Raw genomic sequence first — 23,354 nt, 5'->3', positions numbered from 1 at the left:
TGTGCCATAATCTGGCCGCCAGGCATATATGCAGGCCGAGTTTTGACTTTAAGGATTTTTGACGATGCAGCCCATTTCAGGTATGCCGCCGCGCCCTCCGGGTGATGGCCCGGCAACGCACACTGTCGCCGGTGAACAGCCGCTTTCCACGCAACAGCGCACCGTGCTGGAGCGACTGATCACGCGCCTGATCGCGCTGACCTCACAGCAAAGCGCAGAGGTCTGGGCCGGCGTAAAGCACGATCTGGGCGTAAGGAATGATGCACCGCTTCAGTCGCGCCATTTTCCTGCCGCCGAGCAAAACCTGAATCAGCGCCTTACCGCCGCTCAGCAGAACCATGCCACCCGCCAGATCGTCTCGCAGCTGACCGAGCTGCTGGGCCAGGGGAACAACCGCCAGGCGGTGAGCGATTTTATTCGTCAGCAGTACGGTCAGACCGCTCTCAGCCAGCTGACGCCGGATCAGCTCAAAACCGTACTGACGCTGCTGCAGAGTAACCAGCTGTCAATCCCGCAGCCGCAGCAGCGTCCTGCAACCGAGCGCCCGCTGCTGCCTGCTGAACACAACACCCTCAAGCAGATGGTCACCAGGCTGGCTGCGGCCACCGGCGAACCGACAAAGCTTATCTGGCAGTCCATGCTGGAGCTTTCTGGCGTGAAGGACGGGGAGCTGATCCCAGCAAAACAGTTTACCCATCTGGTCACCTGGCTACAGGCGCGGCAGACGCTCAGCGGCCAAAGTGCGCCTACTCTGCATACGCTGCAGGCGGCGCTGAAACAGCCGCTGGAGCCGCGCGAATTTGAAGCGATCAGGGATTATGCCCAGCAAACCTGGCAGGCCACGCCGCAAACGGTATTGACCGCCGCGCAGGTTCAGGATGTGCTGAATCAGATCTTTACTCGCCGCAGCGAGCGCGAAGGCGGCGTGCCGGAGGCGCGAAACATTCAGCCCATTTACAGCCCGCTGTTTGCGCCAGTCGTCGAGACGTTCAGAACGCTCTCTGCGCGTCCGGGGTTGATGTTTATGGCGCTATTGATTGCACTGGCGATTTTCTGGCTGGTTGTCTGAGGTTTAGCCCGGTGGCGCTACGCTTACCAGGCCTACGACGGCTCGAACGTAGGCCGGGTAAGGCGCAGCCGCCACCCGGCAACATCGGCTCAACGCCTGCGAAACGCCACCAGCGTCACCACAATCCCCACCACCGCTGAAACTGCCCCTGCGAGGAATACCGACGGATAGCCAAACGACGTCGCTAACAGCCCCGCTATCGGTCCGGTGACACCGTACGAGATATCCTGAAACGCAGCGTAGCCGCCCAGCGCCGTACCGCGCACCTGCGGAGCCACGCGCTTAACCACCTCCACGCCCAGCGCAGGGAAGATCAGCGAACAGCCGCAGCCGGTCAGCGCCGCGCCCAGCAGCGCAACGGGGGCGGTGGGGGCCTGCCAAAGCAGCACCAGACCAACCGTTTCAATCACCAGCGAGGCCACCGCCACCTTGACGCCACCGAAGCGATCCGGCATCCAGCCAAACAGCACGCGCATCAGGACAAACGCGCCGCCAAAGGCGGTAAGCGTGAAGCCAGCCATCGCCCAGCCGCGACTCATAAAGTACAGCGAGACGAATGTACCAATGACCGCGAAGCCAACACCCTGTAGCGCCAGCCCCAGTCCCGGCTGCCAGATTTGGCCCACCACGCTCCAGAGCGACGGGCGCTCACCTTTATGGGCGGGCACTTTACGCACCGAACCGTTGAACGCCCATGCCAGCAGCGGCAGCACCATGGTCGTTCCGGCCAGGACCGCAAAGCCAAACTGGCTGTGGATTAATAAACCCAGCGGCGCACCCGCGGCCAGCGCGCCGTAGATGGCCATCCCGTTCCAGGACATCACTTTGCCCGAACGCGCGGGGCCAACCAGCCCCATTCCCCACGTCAGCGTGCCGGTCAGCAGCTGGCTCTCACCAAAGCCGAGGATTAAGCGCCCCACCACCAGCAGCGCGAATTTATACGCGGCGTCCACCGGCAGCAGCGCGGCCAGCAGCCAGGCGCCGCCCGCCAGACCGCAGGCAAACATCCCCTGCAATGCCGAGCGCTTTGCACCATGCTGATCCGCCAGACGTCCCGCATAGCCTCGGGTTAAAACCGTGGCTAAAAACTGAATGCCCACGGCAATACCGACCATGGTATTGCCGTAGCCCAGCTCCTGGTGAACGAACAGCGGGATCACCGGCAGCGGCAGGCCAACGGTCATATAGGTCAGGAAAACCGCAAAAGCGATGCGGAACAGAGGAATGTTTCCAGTAGTGGCATTCTTTTCAGGAATAGCGGCCGTCATGCATAACTCCGGGTTCAGGCATAAAAAAAGGGAGCCCTCAGGCTCCCTTCTACTATACATTCAAACGCTTATGCTTTCAGCTTACGCATGACCAGCGTGGCGTTCGTGCCGCCAAAACCGAAGCTGTTGGACATAACGGTAGTCAGCGTCGCATCGGTAGGTTTGGTCACGATGTTCAGGCCAGCAGCCTGCTCGTCCAGCTCGTCAATGTTGATGCTTGGGGCAATGAAGCCATTTTCCAGCATCAGCAGAGAGTAGATCGCTTCCTGCACGCCAGCCGCACCCAGAGAGTGACCGGTCATAGCTTTGGTTGCAGAGATAGCCGGGCTGTTGTCGCCAAACACTTCGCGAATGGCACCCAGCTCCTTCACGTCGCCTACCGGAGTGGAGGTACCGTGGGAGTTCAGGTAGTCAATCGGGGTGTCAACGCCGTGCATCGCCATCTTCATGCAGCGCACCGCGCCTTCGCCGGATGGTGCAACCATGTCGGCACCGTCGGACGTTGCGCCGTAGCCAACGATCTCAGCATAGATGTGTGCACCACGTGCCAGAGCGTGTTCCAGCTCTTCAACCACAACCATACCGCCGCCGCCAGCGATGATGAAACCGTCACGGTGTGCATCATACGTACGGGAGGCTTTTTCTGGCGTTTCGTTGTACTTGGTGGACAGCGCGCCCATCGCGTCGAACTCACAGGCCATTTCCCAGCCCAGCTCTTCGCCGCCGCCAGCAAACACGATGTCCTGTTTGCCAAGCTGGATCTGCTCTACCGCATTACCGATACAGTGTGCGGAAGTCGCACACGCGGAGCTGATGGAGTAGTTCACGCCGTGAATTTTGAAAGGGGTCGCCAGGCACGCGGATACCGCTGAGCCCATTGCTTTGGTTACGACATAGGGACCCACCGCTTTCAGACCACGCGGGCTACGCATTGCGTCAGCACCGAATACCTGTGCTTTAGACGAACCGCCGGAACCGGCAATCAGACCCACGCGTGGGTTGTTCTGATAAACGTCTTCGCTCAGGCCAGCGTCAGCAATAGCTTCCTGCATGGAGAGATAAGCATAAATAGAGGCATCGTTCATGAAACGAACCACTTTGCGGTCAATCAAACCGGTGGTGTCCAGTTTGACGTTACCCCATACGTGGCTACGCATACCTGAATCTTTAAACTCTTCAGAGAAAGTGATCCCGGAGCGTCCTTCACGCAGAGATGCCAGGACTTCCTGCTGGTTATTACCGATGCTGGAAACGATGCCCAGGCCAGTAATCACTGCACGTTTCATTCAATACCTCTGTAAGTCGCACTATAGTAAGTTTCGAGTGGCACAATAGCGTACACTTGTACGCCGAACAAGTCCGATCAGCCATTTTCTGCGGAAATTTGCACCGATGGGCTCACATCGTTAAGATCGTGCCACTGCCTGTCGGACGAGTAACTTACGTGAAACAAAACGCTATACAACCCGCCAACCTCGAATTCAACGCTGAGGGTACACCTGTTTCCCGAGATTTTGATGACGTCTATTTTTCTAATGATAACGGACTGGAAGAAACCCGTTATGTTTTCCTTGAAGGAAACCACCTCAGCGCCCGTTTTCCCGCGCATCCGCGCAGCCTGTTTGTGGTGGCGGAGAGCGGATTTGGCACCGGGCTAAATTTTCTGACCCTCTGGCAGGCGTTCGATCGTTTTCATGCCGCGAGCCCCGAGGCTACGCTCCAAAGATTACATTTCGTCAGTTTTGAAAAGTTTCCGCTGACCGCGCACGACCTGCGGCTTGCGCATCAGCGCTGGCCGGAGCTGGCGCCGTGGGCAGAGCAGCTCCAGGCCCAGTGGCCGCCCGCTATCGGCGGCTGTCATCGTCTGATTCTGGACGGCGGGCGCGTCACGCTGGACTTATGGCTGGGCGACATCAACGAGCTGACCGATACGCTCGACGACTCGATGAATCAGAAGGTAGACGCCTGGTTCCTGGACGGTTTCGCGCCCGCCAAAAACCCGGACATGTGGAGCCAGCATCTGTTTATGGCAATGGCGCGTCTCGCACGCCCTGGCGCGACGCTTGCCACCTTTACGTCTGCTGGCTTTGTTCGTCGCGGGCTGCAGGAGGCGGGCTTTACCATGCGCAAGACCAAAGGTTTTGGCCGCAAGCGCGATATGCTGGTAGGCGTGATGGAGAACACGCTGTCGATCCCCGTTCAGACGCCCTGGTTTGCCCGCAGCGCCAGCGCGTCGCGCGAGGTCGCGATAATCGGCGGCGGAATTGCCAGCGCCCTGCTCTCGCTTGCGCTTCTGCATCGTGGCTGGCAGGTGACGCTTTACTGCGAAGACGACGCACCGGCAAAAGGGGCCTCGGGTAACCGCCAGGGAGCGCTCTATCCCCTTCTGAGCGCGCACGATCCGGCCCTGTTCCAGTTTTTCCCGGCGGCGTTCACCTTCGCCCGTCGTTTGTATGACGCCCTTCCGGCCACATTCGCCCACGACTGGTGCGGCGTAACGCAGCTCGGCTGGGATGAGAAGAGCCAGCAAAAAATTACGCAGATGCTGTCGCTGGGCCTGCCGGAGGCGATCGCCCACGCGGTGGCTGCGCGGCAGGTAGCTGAAACCGCTGGCGTTGACACCGGCTGCGGCGGTATTCACTATCCGCTCGGCGGCTGGCTGTGTCCCGCTGAACTGACCGCTGCGGCGCTCACCCTTGCGCAATCGCGCGGTCTGGTCGTGCATTATTCGCGCAAGGTTGACTCCCTTAGCCGATCCGAGCGCTGGAATCTGACATTTGCCGATGGAGGAGAGTCCCGGCATGCCAGCGTCGTATTGGCAAACGGGCATAGCATCAGCCAGTTCATTCAGACGGCATCACTCCCGGTTTATCCGGTCGGCGGCCAGGTCAGCCATGTCCCTACCGCGCCGGAGCTGGGCAAACTGCGCCAGGTGCTCTGCTACGACGGCTATCTGACGCCGCAAAATCCGTCTAACGGACACCACTGCATCGGCGCAAGCTACCACCGCGGCGAAGCGGAGATGCGCTATAGCGACGCGGACCAGCAGCAAAACCGCCAGCGCCTGATTGACTGTTTCCCGGATGCAACATGGGCAAAAGAGGTGGATGTCAGCGCTGGGGAGGCGCGCTGCGGCGTGCGCTGTGCGACGCGCGACCATCTGCCGATGGCGGGAAACGTGCCGGACTACGAAGCCACGCTTGAAGCCTATCGCGATCTTGCAGACAACAAAGAAACGGCGGCAAGTGCGCCCGTTTACGCCGAGCTGTTTATGCTGGGCGGGCTGGGCTCGCGCGGATTATGTTCTGCACCGCTGCTGGCGGAAGTGTTAGCCGCTCAGATGAGCGACGAGCCGATTCCGCTGGACCGGGTTACGCTCGCGGGACTCAACCCGAATCGATTGTGGGTACGGAAACTGCTGAAGGGGAAGAAGGTTAAGTAGGGTGCGGCTGGCGCCCTCACCCTAACCCTCTCCCACAGGGAGAGGGGATATTCGTAGGCCCGTTAAGCGCAGCGCCACCGGGCGAAAAGCGATGACTTAGCGTTTAGCCTGCTGGAACAAAGTGTCCCACATGCCCAGCACCAGTGACTGGTCGCGCGGAGAGAGCTCCCCGGCCAGAATGGCTTTCTCGAGGCTGCGGGTCACTTCAGCGTGCACGGCGTCGGCAGAGTGATCGTCACCTGCTTCCAGCTCGGCTACCGCGAGCGTCAGGTGACCGCGCAGATAACCGCTGGCGAACAGCTCATCATCACTGGCGTGTTCCACCATGTCATCAATTAACGCCAGAATGCGCGATTCAAATTCTGCGATCATCTTCTTTCCTCTGTTAAATATCTTCCGGCCACGGGAAGCATTCCGCCGTGATCTCCGGCGTGTGGTAATAATTCTGCAAAGCCTTGATAAAGCGCGCCGGACGTTCCGGAATGCCCTTCTCAAGATATTCCATCACCTGCGCGTGCACGCGGCGCTGGAAAACGATACGGTCTGGCTCAAAGTCGCCTTCAAGGTTGTCGCAGCTGACGTTGAACGGATAACCCGCCGCTACGCAGAACAGCCAGTCGAATGCCTGGGGTTTCACCTCCACGTCTTCGAACTGGCCCTGCGTCGCGGCATCACGCCCGTCCGGGCAGTACCAGTAACCAAAGTCCACCAGCTCGCGACGCGCTTTTCCGGCGATGCACCAGTGCGAGATCTCGTGCAATCCGCTGGCGTAAAAGCCGTGCGCGAAGACGATTCGGTTGTACGGAACCTCGGCATCAGCGGGAAGATAGATCGGTTCGTCGTCGCCTTTAATCAGACGGGTATTAAAATCATCAGCAAAGCAGCCGTCAAAAATCTCAATTAGCTGTTCATAGTTATGCGTACTGTTCATTAGTTCATCCCCAACCAGGTGAGGATCTCCTGTCCATGGCTGTCATAAAGAAGTTTGGCGCTCATCACCGCTGAGACGATAACAATCATCGGGCGGATCAGCTTTTGCCCCTTGCTCAATACCAGACGCGAGCCCGCGCGCGCGCCCAAAAACTGTCCTGCCATCATCACAAAACCGGTGGCCCAGATGACTTTACCGCCAATGATAAACAGCAGCAGGCCGCCAACGTTAGACGTGGCGTTGAGCACCTTGGCGTGGGCGGTGGATTTAGCGAGGTTAAACCCGGCCAGCGTCACGAACGCCAGCGCGTAAAACGATCCCGCACCCGGGCCAAAGAAACCGTCGTAAAAACCGACGCAGCCACCGGCAATCAGCGCGAACGGCAGGCCGTGCAGCCGGCGCTGGCGGTCTTCTTCGCCGAGCTTCGGCATCAGCAAAAAGTAGAGGCCAATACAGATAACCAAAATAGGCAGGATCTGGCGCAATATATCGGACTGTACGTGCTGGACCAGCAGCGCGCCGGAGGTAGAGCCGATAAAGGTCATCAGAATATTCAGCTTCTGATCGGCAAGATTCACCACCTTGCGGCGAATGAAGTAGAGCGACGCGGAAAGCGACCCTCCGCAGGCCTGAAGTTTATTCGTGGCGAGCGCCTGGGCAGGGCTCATCCCCACCGCCAGCAGTGCCGGAACGGTCAGCAAACCGCCCCCACCCGCCAGGGCATCGATAAAACCGGCTAACATAGCAACAAAAAACAGTGCCGCCAGCATCCACGGCGACACCATAAACAGATCGACGAAATTATCCATTAAAGTACATGCTCATCCAGTAGCGCCTGGCAGGAAGGCGGCAGCGGAGGCGGTGTCTTCTTCTCAGGCTTAGAGGTTCCAGGCTTAGCTGGTTCAAACCAGCTTTGCAGCTCATAGCCGCAGCCATCGCCAGGCGGTGGTAACGGCTGATCTTCACATTCAAGACTGTTGGCCGGACAGCGCAGACGGACGTGCATGTGTGCACGATGCTGGAACCACGGGCGCACTTTACGCAGCCAGTCGCGATCGGTTCCCGCATCCAGGCAGAGCTGCTGCTTGATGGCCGGATTGACGAAAATCCGCGTGACGTCGTTATCCTCTGCCGCCAGCTTGATCATGCTGGAAACCTCCCGCGTCCAGAGCGAAGGCACCACGCGCTTACCGTCGCGAGCGACCAGATCCAGCGCCTGCGGCTTCAGCAGCTGTGCTGAACTCCAGCGCGCTTTCGGCAGCTGCAGGAAGATATCCACGTCCAGTCCGGTCTGATGGCTGGCGTGCCCGCCGTTGAAGCGGCCCCCGGCAGGCATACCCATATCGCCAATCAGCATCGTCCCCAGCCCCAGGTTATGCACCTGATTACCCAGACGCTGAATAAATAGCACCAGGTCCGGGTGACCAAAGTAGCGACGCTGGTCGGTGCGCATCACCTGATAGGTGTCCGACTGCAGCGGAAGCTCCTGCGCCCCGACGATACAGCCGTTAGAGAACGCGCCGATTGACTGCGCGCTCCCCGCCACCGGATGGGTGATTTTTTGCCACGGCGTGGCGGCCAGACTGGCTCCACTGGCGAGCAGCGCCAGCAGAGCAATTGCGGTTTTTTTCATGTTTACCAGCGTGGAATGGTGGTCGTCACATCCGCATTCTGCGCGCGCTGGCGCAGGAAGTGATCCATCAGCACGATCGCCAGCATCGCTTCTGCGATCGGCACCGCGCGGATCCCCACGCACGGATCGTGACGTCCTTTGGTGATCATCTCAACTTCGTCGCCATCGCGGTTAATCGTGTGGCCCGGCACGGTGATGCTGGAGGTTGGCTTCAGCGCGATGTTGGCAATAATCTGCTGCCCGCTGCTGATCCCGCCCAGGATGCCGCCCGCATGGTTGCTCTGGAAGCCCGCTTTCGTGATTTCGTCACGATTCTGGCTGCCGCGAAGCTGAACCACGTCAAAGCCGTCGCCAATCTCTACGCCCTTCACCGCGTTGATGCTCATCAGCGCGTGGGCGATGTCGGCGTCGAGACGGTCAAATACCGGCTCGCCCCAGCCCGCCGGGACGCCGTCGGCCACCACGGTAACTTTCGCACCGATGGAGTCGCCCTCTTTTTTCAGGCCGCGCATCAGCTCGTCCAGCGCGTCAATTTTGTCGGCATCGGCGCAGAAGAACGGGTTTTGTTCAACCAGATCCCAGTCTTTGATCGCCAGCGGAATGTCGCCCATCTGGGTCAGGCAGCCGCGAATAACGATGCCAAATTTTTGCTGCAGGTATTTCTTGGCAATCGCCCCAGCCGCCACGCGCATTGCGGTTTCACGCGCGGAAGAACGCCCGCCGCCGCGATAGTCGCGAAAGCCGTACTTCTGTTCGTAGGTGTAGTCGGCGTGGCCCGGACGGAAGACGTCTTTGATGGCGCCGTAGTCCTGGGAGCGCTGATCGGTATTTTCAATCAGCAGACCAATGCTGGTCCCGGTGGTGCGGCCTTCAAAAACGCCGGAGAGAATTTTAACCTGGTCCGGCTCGCGACGCTGCGTGGTGTAGCGAGAGGTCCCAGGGCGACGACGGTCAAGGTCGTGCTGTAAATCGGCTTCGGTCAGCTCGATGCCCGGCGGCACGCCGTCCACGATGCAGCCCAGCGCCAGCCCGTGCGACTCACCGAAGGTGGTCACGCGGAATAATTGTCCAATACTGTTTCCTGCCATCACGGCTCCGCTGTTGTTGTTTGTGTTTGAGCGTTGTGAAACGGGCCGAAGCCCGCTGGATTAATCTTTATAGATGCTGAAGTGTTCGCGCGCGTCGAGAAGCTGCGCTTTGGTCAGCATAAAGACGCCGTCACCGCCGTTGTCGAACTCAAGCCAGGTGAACGGCACATCCGGGTACTGCTCTATCAGATGTACCATGCTGTTGCCCACTTCACAAATCAGAACGCCGTCGTCGGTCAGGTAATCCGGCGCGCAGGCCAGAATACGGCGGGTGAGCTTCAGGCCGTCGGAACCCGACGCCAGACCCAGCTCCGGCTCGTGACGATATTCGTTTGGCAGATCGGACATGTCTTCCGCATCCACGTACGGCGGGTTGGTGACGATCAGATCGTACTGCAGCGTAGGCAGGTCGCGGAACAGGTCGGAACGGATCGGCGTCACGTGATGGATCAGGCCATGTTCTTCAATGTTGTGCTCGGTCACCGCCAGCGCGTCTGTAGAAATATCAACCGCGTCCACCTCTGCTTCCGGGAAGGCATATGCGCAGGCAATCGCGATGCAGCCGCTGCCGGTACACATATCGAGGATGTGCTGCGGCTGATGGTTAATCAAACCGTCGAACTGGTTGTTGATCAGCTCACCAATCGGCGAACGCGGCACCAGCACGCGTTCATCAACGTAGAACTCGTGGCCGCAGAACCAGGCCTTGTTGGTCAGGTAGGCGACCGGAATGCGCTCGTTCACGCGGCGGATCACGCGCTCAACGATGCGGTGTTTTTCGCTGGAGGTCAGGCGCGCGCTGCGCATGTCTTCCGGAATGTCCAGCGGCAGGTATAGAGACGGCAGCACCAGCTGAACGGCCTCATCCCACGGGTTATCGGTGCCGTGACCGTACCAGATATTGGCGGCGCTGAAGCGGCTAACCGACCAGCGCAACATGTCCTGTATGGTATGCAGCTCGTTTACTGCTTCATCGACAAAAATTTTATCCACTCTTTCCTCCAGGGCATGCTCGCATAATTTTCGGCGGCTAGTTTGCCACGAAGACGCCGATAAATCAGCAATGACGCGTACCGCTTGAGGTTAAAAAATGCGTTTAGTCAGGTACACTATTGGAAATAAGAGATGAGACAGACCAATGAAAAAGAAAACCACGCTCAGCGAGGAGGATCAGGCGCTCTTCCAGCAGCTTATGACCGGCACCCGTCAAATCAAGCAGGACACCATCGTCCACCGCCCGCTGCGCAAGAAAATCACCGAAGTGCCGGTGAAACGGCTTCTGCAGGAACAGGCGGATAACAGCCACTATTTTTCAGATGAATTTCAGCCGCTGCTGAACACCCAAGGGGCGGTAAAATACGTGCGTGAAGACGTCAGCCACTTCGAGCTGAAAAAATTACGCCGGGGCGATTATTCGCCGGAGCTGTTTCTTGATTTGCACGGGTTAACCCAAATGCAGGCCAAACAGGAGCTGGGTGCGTTGATAGCCGCCTGCCGCCGCGAGCATGTGTTTTGCGCCTGCGTGATGCACGGCCACGGTAAACATATTCTTAAGCAACAAACGCCGCTCTGGCTGGCCCAGCATCCGCACGTGATGGCTTTTCATCAGGCACCCAAAGAGTACGGCGGAGATGCCGCATTGCTGGTGTTGATTGAGGTAGAAGAGTGGCAGCCGCCAGAATTGCCCTGACAGCATGGCGGGACGCACGTTTTGCCCCCCGCCATATCGCACGTCACGTCAGATAGCTTTAGCCATCTTCAGGTTGCACGGACTCATTTGCCAGTTGAAGACCCCTTTGCCGGTTTCGTCGAGTGTGACGTTGGCAATGGCAGAGGTCGTGAACATCGGCGGCGTTTCGCCCGGGCACAGCTCAGATACCAGATAGCCGACCAGCGGCAGGTGGGAAATGACCAGTGCGGAAGCAACACCTTCGTTGCACAGCGCCTGAAGATAGGCACTGACAAGGCCGACATCGCCACACGGCGTGAGTTCAGGGAGAACGTCCACGCCAGATGGCAGGTTCATACACTCCCCTACCACATCCAGCGTCTGTTCTGCACGCAGGAACGGACTCACCAGAACGCGTTCGATATCCACTTTTTGACCTTTAAGCCAGGTGGCCATCTGACGAGATTCGTCGCAGCCACAGACGGTCAAAGGACGTACTGAGTCACTGGCGGCATCGAGTGCCGCGTCGCCGTGACGCATGATAAAAACTTGCATATTGCACCGCTTTTGTTAACCAGAATCACCGGCGTTGACTACCCGCAATGAATGCTCTGAGGTAGAAAACCCGATGGCCGGGCATTGTGCCTGATCCATTCGGTGAATGAAACGCTGTTTTTTACCTCAATGGCGTAAGTATAGTCAATCTCTGTTTACAATTTCGCCAGAACAGGTTCCATAACCTCAGGATTTACCCTTCTTTGACTTCAGTTTACGAAATCAGTTTCCCTTGCGGGCCAGAATGTCTGACCCCGTTCCGCCCTCTGCAATAATTCGTCACAGGGTGTAAACCGTGAACCGTATTGCGCGGCAAGACGTTGCAAAATGGCAACCACTTCACCCGCCCCGAGGGTATCCATATACCGGAACGGACCGCCAAGGAACGGCGGGAAACCAATACCAAACACGGCGCCGATGTCGCCGTCGCGTGCGTTTTTGATCACCTGCTCACCAAAGCAGCGCGCCGCTTCGTTAAGCATCATCATGACGCAGCGTTCAGCACACTGAACTGCCGACAGTTTTCCCTGACCGGCTACCGGAATAAGCCCATAAACCGAAGGGTCGACCTGTTTCTTGCTTTTACGCCCTTTTGCCGCGTAAAGATAGAAACCGCGTTCATTTTTTCTGCCTTTGCGATCGTCCTTCAAAATTGCGGAAACAATGTTTGCAGGCGGCGCAAAACGATCGCCATAAGCCGCTTCCAGCACAGGTATAATTTTAGTGCCGGTGTCTATTCCTACCTCATCCAAAAGTTGGATTGGCCCCACGGGAAAACCAAACTTTACCAGCGCCTCATCGACGTGCTCGATCTTCTCCCCTTCCGTCAGCAGCCGCATGGCTTCGTTGATATAGGGGGCCAGTATGCGGTTGACGTAGAAGCCTGCTTTGTCCGCCACCACGATCGGTGTCTTACCCTGTTTTTTGGCCAGTTTCACCACGGTGGCGACGGTTTGCGGGCTGGTCGTCGCGTGAGGAATAACCTCTACCAGCGGCATTTTCTCCACCGGGCTAAAGAAGTGCAGGCCTATCACCTGTTCTGGCCGCACGGCTTTCGCCGCGATATCGCCAATCGGCAATGACGAGGTGTTTGAGGCAAAAATCGTGTGCGGCGCGCAGTGCTGCTCGACCTCCGCAACCATCTGCTGCTTGAGCGCGAGATCCTCAAATACCGCTTCAATCACCAGATCGCGATGTGCAAAACCGCTGTAGTCCGTCGTGCCCGTGATCGTCGCCAGGGTTTTATCACGCTCGCTGGCCTTGATATGGCGGCGCTTGACCTTCCGATCAAGGTTTTGCCAGCTGTACTGCAGCGCGTGGTTGATTCCCTTAGGATTAATGTCTTTGATACGCACCGGCAATTTGCCCTTACTGGCGGTGACGAAGGCTATCCCACCGCCCATCAGCCCGCCCCCCAGCACGCCGACGGCATGCAGCGGCGCAGGTTCCGCGTCGCTGCCGGGATCTTTTTTCACTTCGGTACTGGCAAAGAAAATACTGCGCAGCGCCTGCGACTGCGGCGTCATTGCCAGCTCGCCAAAGGCTTTTGCTTCTGCGGCATAGCCGCTGCTGCTGCCCTGCGACAGGCCGGTTTCAATGACCTCCAGAATGCGTTTTGCCGCCGGATAGTTACCTCTGGTTTTTTGTTCGGTTTTTTTGCCGACCATGCTGAATAGCAGCGCCCGCCCCAGCGGTCCGGCAAGGACGCGCTCCCGCACCGGCAGAGGGCGTCTTGTCTGACGTCCCTTCAGCGCCCGCTCAACGGCGGCTTCAAGTAAGATCGCGTGTGGAACAACCTCGTCAACCAGACCCGCCTTCAGCGCCTGACGGGGGCGCAGCTGCTTACCGGTTAAGATCATCTCCAGCGCGGTGCTAACGCCCACCAGGCGCGGCAGGCGCTGTGTTCCCCCCGATCCCGGCAACAGGCCTAACTGCACTTCCGGCAGGCCCAGAACGGTTTTTGCATCGTCGGTACAGATGCGGCTATGGCAGGCCAGCGCCAGCTCAAGGCCGCCGCCCAGACAGGCACCGTGAATAGCGGCGACAACCGGGATCGACAGCGCGTGGATCTCGGCCATCACCTGCTGCCCCTGACGCGCCAGCTCTTCGGCTTCCTGTGCGCTTTGCGCGCGGGCGATCATGTTGATATCCGCCCCGGCAATAAAGTTGTCCGGCTTGGCCGAAATAAACACCAGACCACGAATGGCTTTGTTTTCGCGGATCTGCTTGAGCATCGCGCGCACCTGAACGCCGAACTCGGCCTTCAGGGTATTCATCTTTTCATCAGGTACATCAATGGTCATAACGGCGACGTTATCGAGGCGAACCGTCAGGTTAAATGCAGATGTCATTTCCATTATTCCGCCTCCAGAACCATTGCCGCGCCCAGCCCACCCGCCGCACAGGCGGTGACAAGTCCAAAACCGCCGCCTCGGCGACGCAGCTCATGTAAGGTTTGCGTAATCATACGCGCGCCGGTCGCCGCGAACGGATGGCCGTAGGCAATTGAGCCGCCCAGCACGTTGAATTTGCTTTGATCCACTTCGCCGGTTGCATGCGCACGCCCCAGCACATCGCGGGCAAAACGTTCGCTGCCCAGCAGCTGCACGTTGGCCAGCGTTTGCGCGGCAAAGGCTTCATGCATATCGATCAGCGTTAAGTCTGCAAGCGTCAGCCCCGCGCGATCCAGCGCCAGCGGCGTAGACCAGGCCGGTCCCAGCAGCATGTCTTGCCAGACATCAATAGCGGTGAAGGCATAGCTGCGCAGATACCCCAGAGGCTTAATCCCTAATTCTTTGGCGCGGGACTCCGTCATCAGGATCACCGCAGCAGCCCCATCGGTCAACGGCGTGCTGTTGGCCGCCGTCACGGTGCCGTGCTTGCGGTCAAACGCCGGGCGCAGTTTGGCGTAGTCCGCCAGCGTTGAGGCGCCGCGAATATTGTTGTCTTCTGAGAGCGGTTCACGATAGGGCGGGATATAGGCGGTCATGACCTCGTCGGTCAGTTTACCTTCCGACCAGGCTTTTGCCGCAAGCTGGTGCGAACGGTGCGCCAGCGCGTCCTGCTGCTCGCGGGTGATGCCATAGGTTTTCGCCATCTGCTCGGCGGTGTCGCCCATGCGCAGGCCGGTGGAGTATTCGGCTACGGCGGGAGGAACAGGCAAAAGGTCGCGCAGGCGAAGGCGAGAGAAGAGCTTGAGCTTCGCACCGGTGGTGCGGGCTTTATTGGCATCCACCAGGATGCGCGCCAGCTTCTTGCTCACACCTATAGGCAGTACCGAGGAGGAGTCGGCCCCGCCGGCAATCCCGGCACGAATAGTGCCTGCCATCAGGCTCTCGGCAACGTTAGCCACCGCCTGGAAACTGGTGGCGCATGCGCGGCTGACGCTGTAGGCATCGGTATGCACATTCATTCCCGTCCCGAGCACGATTTCACGCGCAATGTTGGGCGCTTCCGGCATTTGTACCACCTGGCCGAAAACCAGCTGTTCAATGACCTCAGCGGGAATTTCGCTGCGCGCCAGCATCTCCCCTACCACCATCTTCCCAAGTTCGACAGCCGGTATACCGTGAAACGCTGTCGCCTGACGCGCAAACGGCGTGCGAAGCCCGCTGACAATAGCAATGCGGTCACCCTGGCGGGTGATAAGCGGTAATGCCTGACTCATAACGCTCCCCTGTAAAATTTTGCGCAAACATAAAGTGGTCTGACCTGATAACAGTCTTAACCATTTTTTTACATTCAGCCAATCGGGGAAACGAAAAAGTGCGAGCTAAGGCACAGAGAAGAAAAAGAAAATGCCACGAGGTAAAAGCAAAACGGTAACCCGTAGGTTACCGTTTTTAGTGTTTGCCCCTCTCCCGTGGGAGAGGGTCGGGGTGAGGGCACCAGACTGCAGAAATTAACGCAGGCCTAACTGGAAAATCAGCGTTTCAGCTTCGCAGGCGAAGACAAAGTCGATGTCCAGCTGCACGCCGCCTTCCACTTCCGTGAAGGTGGACTTGATGTCACACGGATCGGATTCGACATCGCGCGCGCGTTTGCTCAGCGCGGCCAGCGTTTCTTCTGCTTCAGCACGGTTAGGGAACACACGGCTGTAAGAGGCGGTGCAATCGGTGTTGTCCATGATGGTGCCAACATCCATACAGCAGCAAACCGGGGTTTCATCAGCACTGCATTTACTCATAGCTCAATTTCCTCTGTATTCGCGCACGGCGCGAGATAAACACGATGCTGATATTTTACGCCCCCGCGCAGGCAGCCTCCAGCCGTTAATGACGCAAAATGGGATAAGTGACCGATATCACACTAAAAAATGATCTAAAACAAAAATCGCCCTTTTGGATGAGTAGCGATGGTCACAATTTTGCCAACCAGATCTCGTTTCAAGAAACATGTTTGAAAATATTAATAAACAAACTTGCAACATTCTAGCTGGTCAGACCTATACTCACGCCACTGGTCTGATTTGTATGTATTACCGCAGACCCTACACTTCGCGCTCCTGTTACGGTATGTAACAATTATTGAATAAAAATAACTCAATGAGGTTATGGTCATGAGCCAGAAAACCCTGTTCAAAAAGACTGCATTAGCAGTTGCAGTGGCAATCGTCTCAACGTCCGCCTGGTCAGCGGGCTTCCAGCTTAACGAATTTTCTTCCTCTGGCCTTGGCCGTGCGTATTCCGGGGAAGGTGCAATCGCAGATGATGCAGGTAACGTAAGTCGTAACCCTGCGCTGATCACCATGTTTGACCGTCCAACGTTCTCTATCGGTGCTGTTTATATTGACCCGGACGTGAACGTGACGGGTAAATCAGCCTTAACCGGACAAAGCGCCAACCAGGATAACATCGCGCCAAGCGCATGGGTTCCTAACATGCACTTTGTGATGCCAATTAACGATCAGTTTGGCTGGGGTGCATCCGTAACCTCTAACTACGGTCTGGCAACCGAGTTTGGCAATAATTACGAAGCCGGCATTTATGGCGGTAAAACCGATCTGCAAACCGTTAACCTGAACCTGAGCGGTGCCTATCGCCTGGACAGCAACTGGAGCTTCGGTCTGGGCTTCGATGCGGTTTACGCGAAAGCCAAAATCGAGCGCTACGCGGGTTCTCTGGGGCCAATTCTGGCGGGCCAGCTCTCGGGCCGTGTTCCTCCATCGTATCTGGATGGGATCAGCTCGCCTGACGACCAGATTGCGCACCTGAAGGGCGATGAATGGGGCTTCGGCTGGAACGCGGGTATCCTGTATGAGTTGAATAAAGACAACCGCTGGGGCTTGACCTATCGCTCAGAAGTGAAAATTGACTTTGACGGCGACTATAAAAGCTCCATCAACCCGAACCTGAGCACCATTCTGGGGAATATGGGTCTGGCAGGTCTTCCGGCTGGTACCGGCGGCAGAACCGAGAACGGTTCACTGTCTCTGCATTTGCCTGAAATGTGGGAAGTGTCCGGCTATAACCGCGTTGCGCCGCAGTGGGCTATCCACTATAGCCTGACCTACACCAGCTGGAGCCAGTTCCAGGAGCTGAAAGCAACCGGCAACAACGGCCAGACGCTGTTCTATAAAGACGAAAGCTTTAAGGACGCCTATCGTATCGCGCTGGGTACTACCTATTACTACGATAAGAACTGGACCTTCCGTACCGGTATCGCATTTGACGATAGCCCGGTTCCGGCTGACAAGCGTTCCATCTCCATTCCGGACCAGGACCGCCTGTGGCTGAGCGCCGGTATGACGTATGCCTTTAACGATGATGCCTCTATCGACGTTGGCGCATCCTATATGCATGGTCAGAACGTGAGCTTCACCGAGGGCGAAGGCCCGGCTGCCTATACCTTCCACTCTGACGGTAAAGCCTGGCTGTTCGGCACCAACTTCAACTACGCGTTCTAATCGCGCAGGAATTAAAAAAGGTGAGCATCGCTCACCTTTTTTATTTATTCCGAATCGATATCTTTTAATTCATTCTCGATTGCTTTCGCATTCGGATTATCTTCCGGCTTCAGCTTGCCGCCGTTGGCAATAAAGTCATGATTCTGGAAGTAGGCTTCCCGCACCATAATATACGGGTCTGAAGACTGGCGCAGCAGGCCATCGGAGTCGAGCAGCTGTGCGCGCGTCTCAATGCCTTCAACCGTCCATTTCCCAATAGACAGCGGCCAGGTCAGCCAGGACAGCACCGGATAGAGCGTATCTACCGCATCGCCGCCGTCGTCACGAACAGTGAAGCTACCGTAGAATGGCAGGTGAACGTAAGGCCCATAGCCAACGCCATAGTGCCCCAGCGTGCTGCCGAAGCGGTGAGGCTGCTCGCGCTGCAGTTTTGGGTTCGCCATGCCTGCGACATCAATGAAGCCGCCCATCCCCAGAATGGTGTTCAGGAAGAAGCGCGTAAAGTGCACCATCCCCTGATACGGGTCGCCCTGCAGGAAGAAGTTGACCATGACGGCAGGCTCTTCCAGGTTGCTGGTAAAGTTGCTCAGCCCGTTACGCGCAGGCTGTGGAACGTAATCACGCCAGGCCACTGCGACCGGCCGGACTACATAAGGGTCCAGCACGTTGTAGTTAAAGCTATACATTGAACGGTTAAATCCTTCGAGAGGATCGGACCGTCCCGTTTGATCTCCAGAGCTGGCGCAGCCCACGAGCATCGTTGCGCCCAGCGCAAGCGCCGACAGCCGAAGTTTCATAAATATCTCCCTGTTCAGTATGGCTATCGTTGATTGCCATCCGTAACGAAGCGCCTGGCGCTCCGTCTGAAAACGTGCAAGTGATTGTAACAGCACGTTTCCCGATGTCTATGAGCACAATTACGGGCAGTAACCACCGTTACTCTAATCTCAGCATAGCCTGGCTTTTAGAATTCGTTTCGTCGGCAATTTTATAATGACTTTGAAAGAGATGTATCACCTTTGTTGCCATTGTCGGCAATTTAAGAGCATCCCCACGGGAATTCCGTTGAAAGCCGCTACGCTTAAAAGAAAGGTCCCTCACCGTGGAGTGGTTATGAAGGAAGTTAACGAAGAAAAAATTGGCGAAGAAAGAGAAATTGAAAGTGAGGAAAAAGACCGGGGGGAAGAGATAGAAATCGACGAAGATCGCCTCCCCTCGCGTGCGATGGCGATTCATGAACATATTCGTCAGGACGGCGAAAAGGAGATGGAACGCGACGCGATGGCGCTGCTATGGTCCGCCGTGGCTGCGGGTTTATCGATGAGCGCATCACTTCTTGCGAAAGGGATATTCCACGTTCAGCTGGAGGGGGTCCCCGGCGGTTTTCTCCTTGAAAACCTCGGCTACACGTTCGGCTTTATTATCGTCATCATGGCGCGCCAGCAGCTGTTTACCGAAAACACCGTCACCGCCGTGCTGCCGGTAATGCAAAATCCGACCCTCGGTAATTTTGGTTTACTGATGCGCCTGTGGAGCGTGGTGCTGCTGGGGAACCTGATTGGTACGGGCATTGCGGCCTGGGCGTTCGAATATATGCCGATATTCGATGAACCCACCCGGGACGCATTTGTGAAAATCGGTATGGACGTAATGAAGAACACGCCCGTTGAGATGTTCTCGAATGCGATTATCTCCGGCTGGATCATCGCCACTATGGTGTGGATGTTTCCGTCAGCGGGAAGCGCAAAGATCGTGGTGATTATACTGATGACCTGGCTTATTGCGTTAGGGGATACAACGCATATCGTTGTCGGCACCGTTGAAATTCTGTATCTGGTGTTTAACGGCACGCTTCACTGGAGCGACTTCTTCTGGCCATTTGCCCTGCCAACGCTCGCCGGTAACATCTGCGGCGGTACCTTTATCTTTGCGTTATTGAGCCATGCCCAAATCCGCAACGATATGTCGAACAAGCGCAAGGCTGAGCTAAAGGCACAGGAAGAGAATGATAAATCTGCAAAAAAATCGGCCTGAATGGTGACTCTTTGAGCAGTCAGGCGGCAATGCGCTTAACGCAAAGTGTAAATAAGGCTATACTCGTGCCGCCTCGTCCCCTTAGTTAAATGGATATAACGAGCCCCTCCTAAGGGCTAGTTGCAGGTTCGATTCCTGCAGGGGACACTTATTGCAACGTCTTCAACAGCCCCATATCACCCCTTCAGGCGGCTTAAATGAAACAAATTACCCTTCAGGATTTGCAGCAACAAAGCGAAGCTGCGGCGACGTCCCCGCGCCTACGCGCTCACCGGAATTTCCACCCTGAACTGTGCGATCCCGTTCAACGCCTGGCCATTGCGATGGAGCCGGGAACCTATGTCCGCCCTCATCGCCATCCGCACACCTTTGAACTGCTGCTTCCGCTGCGTGGACGCTTTGTGGTGTTGAATTTTAACGATGAAGGGATCGTAACCCGTCGCGTCGTGCTCGGCGAAACGTGTATGGCGCTGGAGATGGAAGCGGGAACCTGGCACGCCGTGCTATCGCTTGATCCTGGCGGCGTGATTTTTGAAGTCAAACACGGCGGCTACCAACCCGTGGCCGGGCATGATTTCGCTGGCTGGGCGCCTGCCGAAGGCGAAGCCGGAACAGCCCAATTGATGGCGTGGTATAAACAGGTGCAGCCGGGGGACGCGGCCTACAAGGCCTGATGTCCACTGCATATATCCAGCAACAGGTCTACAGAGAGCCTGTTGCTGATATAAAAACAACAAATTCAACCGCCTTCCTGTCAGCCGCTTTTTTAATCAAAAACGATCGATAGCACATATCGTATAACGGTGCTACATTATGCCGCCCACCAAACGTCAGCAATGGCCAGGCAACGCCGTAAAGATCGGTAAAGCCTGCAACCATGACCTTGTCCTACGGTCTAATTGGCACGTGGTATCGCAATAAGCGGTACTTTTACCGGCTTTACATAGGTTCCACTATTTTGTCTGAATCCTCATTTAAGCGCGCGTTCTTGCACCCGCGTTACTGGTTTACATGGTTTGGTCTTGGCGTGCTTTGGCTGCTGGTACAGCTTCCATATCCCGTTATTCGTATCCTGGGTTCTAAGTTAGGCAGTGCTTCACGCCATTTCCTGAAGCGCCGCGAATCTATTGCCCGTAAAAACCTCGAACTTTGCTTTCCGCAGTACAACGCGGAACAGCGTGAAAAACTGATTGCTGAAAACTTCAAATCCATCGGCATGGCGCTGCTTGAAACCGGGATGGCCTGGTTCTGGCCTGATGAACGCGTCCGCAAATGGTTTGATGTCGAAGGGCTGGAAAACCTGAAGCGTACGCAGGCGCAAAACCGCGGCGTGATGGTTGTCGGCGTCCACTTTATGTCCCTCGAACTGGGTGGACGCGTGATGGGGCTGTGTCAGCCGATGATGGCGACCTACCGTCCGCACAACAGTGCGCTCATGGAGTGGGTACAGACACGCGGCCGCATGCGCTCCAACAAAGCCATGATCAGCCGTAATAACCTGCGCGGCATGGTCGGGGCGCTGAAGAAAGGGGAAGCCGTCTGGTTTGCGCCCGATCAGGATTACGGGCGTAAAGGCAGCAGCTTTGCCCCCTTCTTTGCGGTAAAAGACGTTGCCACTACCAACGGCACCTTCGTCATTTCGCGTCTGTCCGGAGCTGCCATGCTCACCGTGACGATGGTGAGAAAAGCAGATAAGTCCGGCTATCGCCTGCACATTTCTCAGGAAATGGCGAACTATCCGGAAAAAGAATGCGAGGCAGCAGCCTTTATCAATAAAGTGATTGAAACAGAGATTATGCGCGCGCCTGAGCAGTATCTGTGGATGCACCGTCGCTTCAAAACCCGCCCTCTCGGCGAGTCCTCACTCTACGTTTAAGCCATTCCCAAGGTTAGTTTCGCTAAGAAACTAACCTTTTCAACCACCTGTCACCACCCAGAGTAACGAGCGTGTTATTGCGTCGCTCAACGGCAATTTATTGCGCTCTGAAATCAAACTGTCGCCGTTCCACGACACTCGTAAGTGACGGAAATTATTTAAAAAAACGCCTCTTGTCACCCCTCAAATTTAGGCGTACATTAGCGCCGTCTGGCAACAGGAAAGCACAGAATTCTGAGCCGAAATTAGCGATGCCGTAAGCCGTATAATTTCGATTCTTTAGCATCAGGTGGACTTTGTTTTTCAATGCGTACCATAAGATACGCGGAGCGATGAAACGTGAAATATTTCTTTATGGGCATTTCGGTGATTGTTTTAGTCTGGGCCGGAACCTTTGCCCTGATGATTTAGAAAAGCAAATGCTGTTAAAAAAACAGGCGCCACCGGCGCCTGTTTTTTTATGTCGTTACGACTCGGGGTGTTCAGCCACGCTTTTTGATGAGAGAAGCCCGTCGGCGCGGAACATACTCTTAATGCCCCTCACCGCCTGACGAATACGATCGCTGTTTTCAATGAGTGCAAATCGTACGTGGGTGTCACCGTAATCACCAAATCCGATGCCTGGAGAGACGCAGACCTTGGCGTCCTGCAGAAGCTTCTTGGCAAACTCCAGGGAGCCCATTGCCGCGTACGGCTCAGGGATTTTTGCCCAGACGTACATCGAGGCTTTTGGCATGTCGACCATCCAGCCGGCCTCATGTAACCCTTTAACCAGCACGTCGCGGCGGCGTTTATACTGCGCGGCGATATCGTGTACGCACTGCTGATCCCCCTCCAGCGCGGCAATAGCCGCCACCTGCAGCGGGGTAAAGGTGCCGTAGTCGTGATAGCTCTTGATTCGCGCCAGCGCGTTTACCAGCGTCTTATTACCCACCATAAAGCCAATTCGCCACCCGGCCATATTGTAGCTTTTCGACAGGGTGAAGAACTCAACGGCCACATCGCGCGCGCCCGGAACCTGCATAATTGAAGGTGCCTTCCAGCCGTCATAGACAATGTCGGCGTAGGCAAGATCGTGAACCACCAGCACGTCATAGCGTTTCGCCAGCGCGACCACTTTTTCGAAGAACTCCAGCTCTACGCACTGCGCCGTTGGGTTCGACGGGAAGCCGAGGATCATCATCTTCGGTTTCGGATAGCTTTCGCGAATGGCGCGCTCCAGCTCGTTAAAGAAATCCACGCCTTCCACCAGCGGTACAGAACGTACCTGTGCCCCGGCGATCACTGCGCCGTAAATATGGATGGGATAGCTTGGATTTGGCACCAGCACAGTATCACCATGATCCAGCGTCGCCAGCATCAGGTGCGCCAGCCCTTCTTTTGAACCGATGGTGACAATGGCTTCACTTTCAGGGTCGATGTCGACCTGATAGCGATCCTGATACCAGCGGGAGATCGCGCGGCGTAATCGAGGAATACCGCGAGACGTCGAATAACCGTGTGTATCCGGCCGCTGCGCTACCGTGCAGAGCTTCTCGACAATGTGCGGAGGCGTTGGGCCGTCAGGGTTACCCATACTGAAGTCGATAATATCTTCGCCGCGCCGACGCGCAGCCATCTTCAGTTCAGCCGTGATGTTGAAAACATAAGGGGGGAGACGATCGATACGCGTGAAACGACGTTCAGGACTGAATTCAGCCATAGATTCCTCAGATTAACGTTAGCGCCCGGACCGTCCGAGCGACGCTGCCACCGATGTGGCATGATTAGAAAATAACCTGAAAAAAATCATGCTGTCGAGAGGGGAAAGTAAAAAAAGATTTCGCGTTAAAACGGGAAGTCTGCTTTGACCAAAGGCGGAAACGCTGGGTCTGATATGGCATG

The 23,354-nt window shown here is 56.6% G+C and carries 23 protein-coding genes and 1 tRNA gene; 9 read left to right on the top strand and 15 right to left on the bottom strand.

The window, feature by feature from the left end:
- Window positions 1-64 precede the first annotated feature (64 nt).
- Window positions 65-1,069, top strand: a complete 1,005-nt coding sequence (gene flk, locus E0L20_RS16200) for a flagella biosynthesis regulator Flk (RefSeq protein WP_131634835.1) — start codon at window positions 65-67, stop codon at window positions 1,067-1,069.
- Window positions 1,070-1,158: 89 nt separating this feature from the next.
- Here flk and E0L20_RS16195 read toward each other — a convergent pair whose 3' ends face one another.
- The gene (locus E0L20_RS16195) at window positions 1,159-2,337 is read right to left on the bottom strand and encodes an MFS transporter (protein ID WP_131634834.1); all 1,179 of its coding nucleotides are present in this window, start codon (window positions 2,335-2,337) and stop codon (window positions 1,159-1,161) included.
- Between the two features lie 68 nt (window positions 2,338-2,405).
- A complete protein-coding gene (gene fabB, locus E0L20_RS16190; RefSeq protein WP_131634833.1) occupies window positions 2,406-3,623 on the bottom strand; it encodes a beta-ketoacyl-ACP synthase I in 1,218 nt (405 codons plus the stop codon).
- A gap of 158 nt (window positions 3,624-3,781) precedes the next feature.
- Here fabB and mnmC point away from each other — a divergent pair, with 158 nt between their 5' ends.
- Window positions 3,782-5,779: a bifunctional tRNA (5-methylaminomethyl-2-thiouridine)(34)-methyltransferase MnmC2/FAD-dependent 5-carboxymethylaminomethyl-2-thiouridine(34) oxidoreductase MnmC1 gene (mnmC, locus tag E0L20_RS16185; RefSeq protein WP_131634832.1), complete on the top strand. Its 1,998-nt coding sequence runs from the start codon at window positions 3,782-3,784 to the stop codon at window positions 5,777-5,779.
- 96 nt (window positions 5,780-5,875) lie between these two features.
- Here the strand turns inward: mnmC and E0L20_RS16180 are convergent, their stop codons facing one another.
- The 6 genes from E0L20_RS16180 to prmB are packed head-to-tail and all read right to left on the bottom strand — an operon-like array spanning window position 5,876 to window position 10,424.
- Complete coding sequence (locus E0L20_RS16180; RefSeq protein ID WP_033146100.1) at window positions 5,876-6,151, bottom strand: YfcL family protein; 276 nt, start codon at window positions 6,149-6,151, stop codon at window positions 5,876-5,878.
- 13 nt (window positions 6,152-6,164) lie between these two features.
- A complete protein-coding gene (locus E0L20_RS16175) occupies window positions 6,165-6,710 on the bottom strand; it encodes an elongation factor P hydroxylase (RefSeq protein WP_131634831.1) in 546 nt (181 codons plus the stop codon).
- Window positions 6,710-7,519 carry a sulfite exporter TauE/SafE family protein gene (locus E0L20_RS16170; protein WP_131634830.1) on the bottom strand — a complete coding sequence of 270 codons (810 nt, stop codon included), beginning with the start codon at window positions 7,517-7,519 and terminating at the stop codon, window positions 6,710-6,712. Before E0L20_RS16170 ends, E0L20_RS16175 begins: the two co-directional genes overlap by 1 nt.
- Window positions 7,519-8,343 (bottom strand): penicillin-insensitive murein endopeptidase, encoded by an 825-nt coding sequence (mepA, locus tag E0L20_RS16165; protein ID WP_131634829.1) that lies wholly within the window; start codon window positions 8,341-8,343, stop codon window positions 7,519-7,521. Before mepA ends, E0L20_RS16170 begins: the two co-directional genes overlap by 1 nt.
- Before the next feature lie 2 nt (window positions 8,344-8,345).
- Window positions 8,346-9,431: a chorismate synthase gene (gene aroC, locus E0L20_RS16160; protein WP_131634828.1), complete on the bottom strand. Its 1,086-nt coding sequence runs from the start codon at window positions 9,429-9,431 to the stop codon at window positions 8,346-8,348.
- A gap of 60 nt (window positions 9,432-9,491) precedes the next feature.
- Window positions 9,492-10,424 carry a 50S ribosomal protein L3 N(5)-glutamine methyltransferase gene (prmB, locus tag E0L20_RS16155; protein ID WP_131634827.1) on the bottom strand — a complete coding sequence of 311 codons (933 nt, stop codon included), beginning with the start codon at window positions 10,422-10,424 and terminating at the stop codon, window positions 9,492-9,494.
- Between the two features lie 145 nt (window positions 10,425-10,569).
- On the opposite strand from prmB, the gene smrB reads away from it, so the two are divergent.
- The gene (gene smrB / locus E0L20_RS16150) at window positions 10,570-11,121 is read left to right on the top strand and encodes an endonuclease SmrB (protein ID WP_131634826.1); all 552 of its coding nucleotides are present in this window, start codon (window positions 10,570-10,572) and stop codon (window positions 11,119-11,121) included.
- Window positions 11,122-11,169: 48 nt separating this feature from the next.
- Here smrB and sixA read toward each other — a convergent pair whose 3' ends face one another.
- From sixA to E0L20_RS16130, 4 genes are all read right to left on the bottom strand, one after another.
- The gene (gene sixA / locus E0L20_RS16145; protein ID WP_119937133.1) at window positions 11,170-11,655 is read right to left on the bottom strand and encodes a phosphohistidine phosphatase SixA; all 486 of its coding nucleotides are present in this window, start codon (window positions 11,653-11,655) and stop codon (window positions 11,170-11,172) included.
- Between the two features lie 209 nt (window positions 11,656-11,864).
- Window positions 11,865-14,012, bottom strand: a complete 2,148-nt coding sequence (gene fadJ, locus E0L20_RS16140) for a fatty acid oxidation complex subunit alpha FadJ (protein WP_131634825.1) — start codon at window positions 14,010-14,012, stop codon at window positions 11,865-11,867.
- Window positions 14,012-15,322, bottom strand: coding sequence for an acetyl-CoA C-acyltransferase FadI (gene fadI, locus E0L20_RS16135; RefSeq protein ID WP_131634824.1), 1,311 nt, complete (start codon window positions 15,320-15,322; stop codon window positions 14,012-14,014). Before fadI ends, fadJ begins: the two co-directional genes overlap by 1 nt.
- 234 nt (window positions 15,323-15,556) lie before the next feature.
- A complete protein-coding gene (locus E0L20_RS16130; protein ID WP_131634823.1) occupies window positions 15,557-15,841 on the bottom strand; it encodes a YfcZ/YiiS family protein in 285 nt (94 codons plus the stop codon).
- Between the two features lie 372 nt (window positions 15,842-16,213).
- On the opposite strand from E0L20_RS16130, the gene fadL reads away from it, so the two are divergent.
- On the top strand, window positions 16,214-17,560 hold the full coding sequence (gene fadL / locus E0L20_RS16125) for a long-chain fatty acid transporter FadL (protein ID WP_131634822.1): 1,347 nt from the start codon (window positions 16,214-16,216) through the stop codon (window positions 17,558-17,560).
- A gap of 44 nt (window positions 17,561-17,604) precedes the next feature.
- Here fadL and mlaA read toward each other — a convergent pair whose 3' ends face one another.
- Window positions 17,605-18,357 (bottom strand): phospholipid-binding lipoprotein MlaA, encoded by a 753-nt coding sequence (gene mlaA / locus E0L20_RS16120; protein ID WP_131634821.1) that lies wholly within the window; start codon window positions 18,355-18,357, stop codon window positions 17,605-17,607.
- A gap of 316 nt (window positions 18,358-18,673) precedes the next feature.
- Between mlaA and E0L20_RS16115 the strand changes: the two genes are divergently transcribed.
- The 3 genes from E0L20_RS16115 to E0L20_RS16105 all read left to right on the top strand — a co-directional run bounded on the left by E0L20_RS16115 (window position 18,674) and on the right by E0L20_RS16105 (window position 20,268).
- Window positions 18,674-19,594: a formate/nitrite transporter family protein gene (locus tag E0L20_RS16115; protein ID WP_131634820.1), complete on the top strand. Its 921-nt coding sequence runs from the start codon at window positions 18,674-18,676 to the stop codon at window positions 19,592-19,594.
- 75 nt (window positions 19,595-19,669) lie between these two features.
- Window positions 19,670-19,741, top strand: a tRNA-Arg gene (locus tag E0L20_RS16110).
- A gap of 50 nt (window positions 19,742-19,791) precedes the next feature.
- Complete coding sequence (locus E0L20_RS16105; RefSeq protein ID WP_131634819.1) at window positions 19,792-20,268, top strand: WbuC family cupin fold metalloprotein; 477 nt, start codon at window positions 19,792-19,794, stop codon at window positions 20,266-20,268.
- A 28-nt stretch (window positions 20,269-20,296) separates the two neighbouring features.
- On the opposite strand, the gene E0L20_RS23890 is transcribed toward E0L20_RS16105, so the two are convergent.
- The gene (locus E0L20_RS23890; protein ID WP_165500722.1) at window positions 20,297-20,473 is read right to left on the bottom strand and encodes a hypothetical protein; all 177 of its coding nucleotides are present in this window, start codon (window positions 20,471-20,473) and stop codon (window positions 20,297-20,299) included.
- A gap of 79 nt (window positions 20,474-20,552) precedes the next feature.
- Here E0L20_RS23890 and lpxP point away from each other — a divergent pair, with 79 nt between their 5' ends.
- Window positions 20,553-21,470, top strand: coding sequence for a kdo(2)-lipid IV(A) palmitoleoyltransferase (gene lpxP, locus E0L20_RS16100; protein WP_131634818.1), 918 nt, complete (start codon window positions 20,553-20,555; stop codon window positions 21,468-21,470).
- Between the two features lie 339 nt (window positions 21,471-21,809).
- Window positions 21,810-21,881 (top strand): membrane protein YpdK, encoded by a 72-nt coding sequence (gene ypdK, locus E0L20_RS16095; RefSeq protein ID WP_099458937.1) that lies wholly within the window; start codon window positions 21,810-21,812, stop codon window positions 21,879-21,881.
- A 55-nt stretch (window positions 21,882-21,936) separates the two neighbouring features.
- On the opposite strand, the gene alaC is transcribed toward ypdK, so the two are convergent.
- Window positions 21,937-23,172 (bottom strand): alanine transaminase, encoded by a 1,236-nt coding sequence (gene alaC, locus E0L20_RS16090; protein WP_131634817.1) that lies wholly within the window; start codon window positions 23,170-23,172, stop codon window positions 21,937-21,939.
- Window positions 23,173-23,354: the final 182 nt, after the last annotated feature.

Origin of the sequence: Enterobacter wuhouensis (assembly GCF_004331265.1) — a bacterium.
GTDB lineage: Bacteria > Pseudomonadota > Gammaproteobacteria > Enterobacterales > Enterobacteriaceae > Enterobacter > Enterobacter wuhouensis.
The sequence above is the reverse complement of the archived record's forward strand: the minus strand, read 5'-3'. Positions and strand labels throughout refer to the sequence as shown.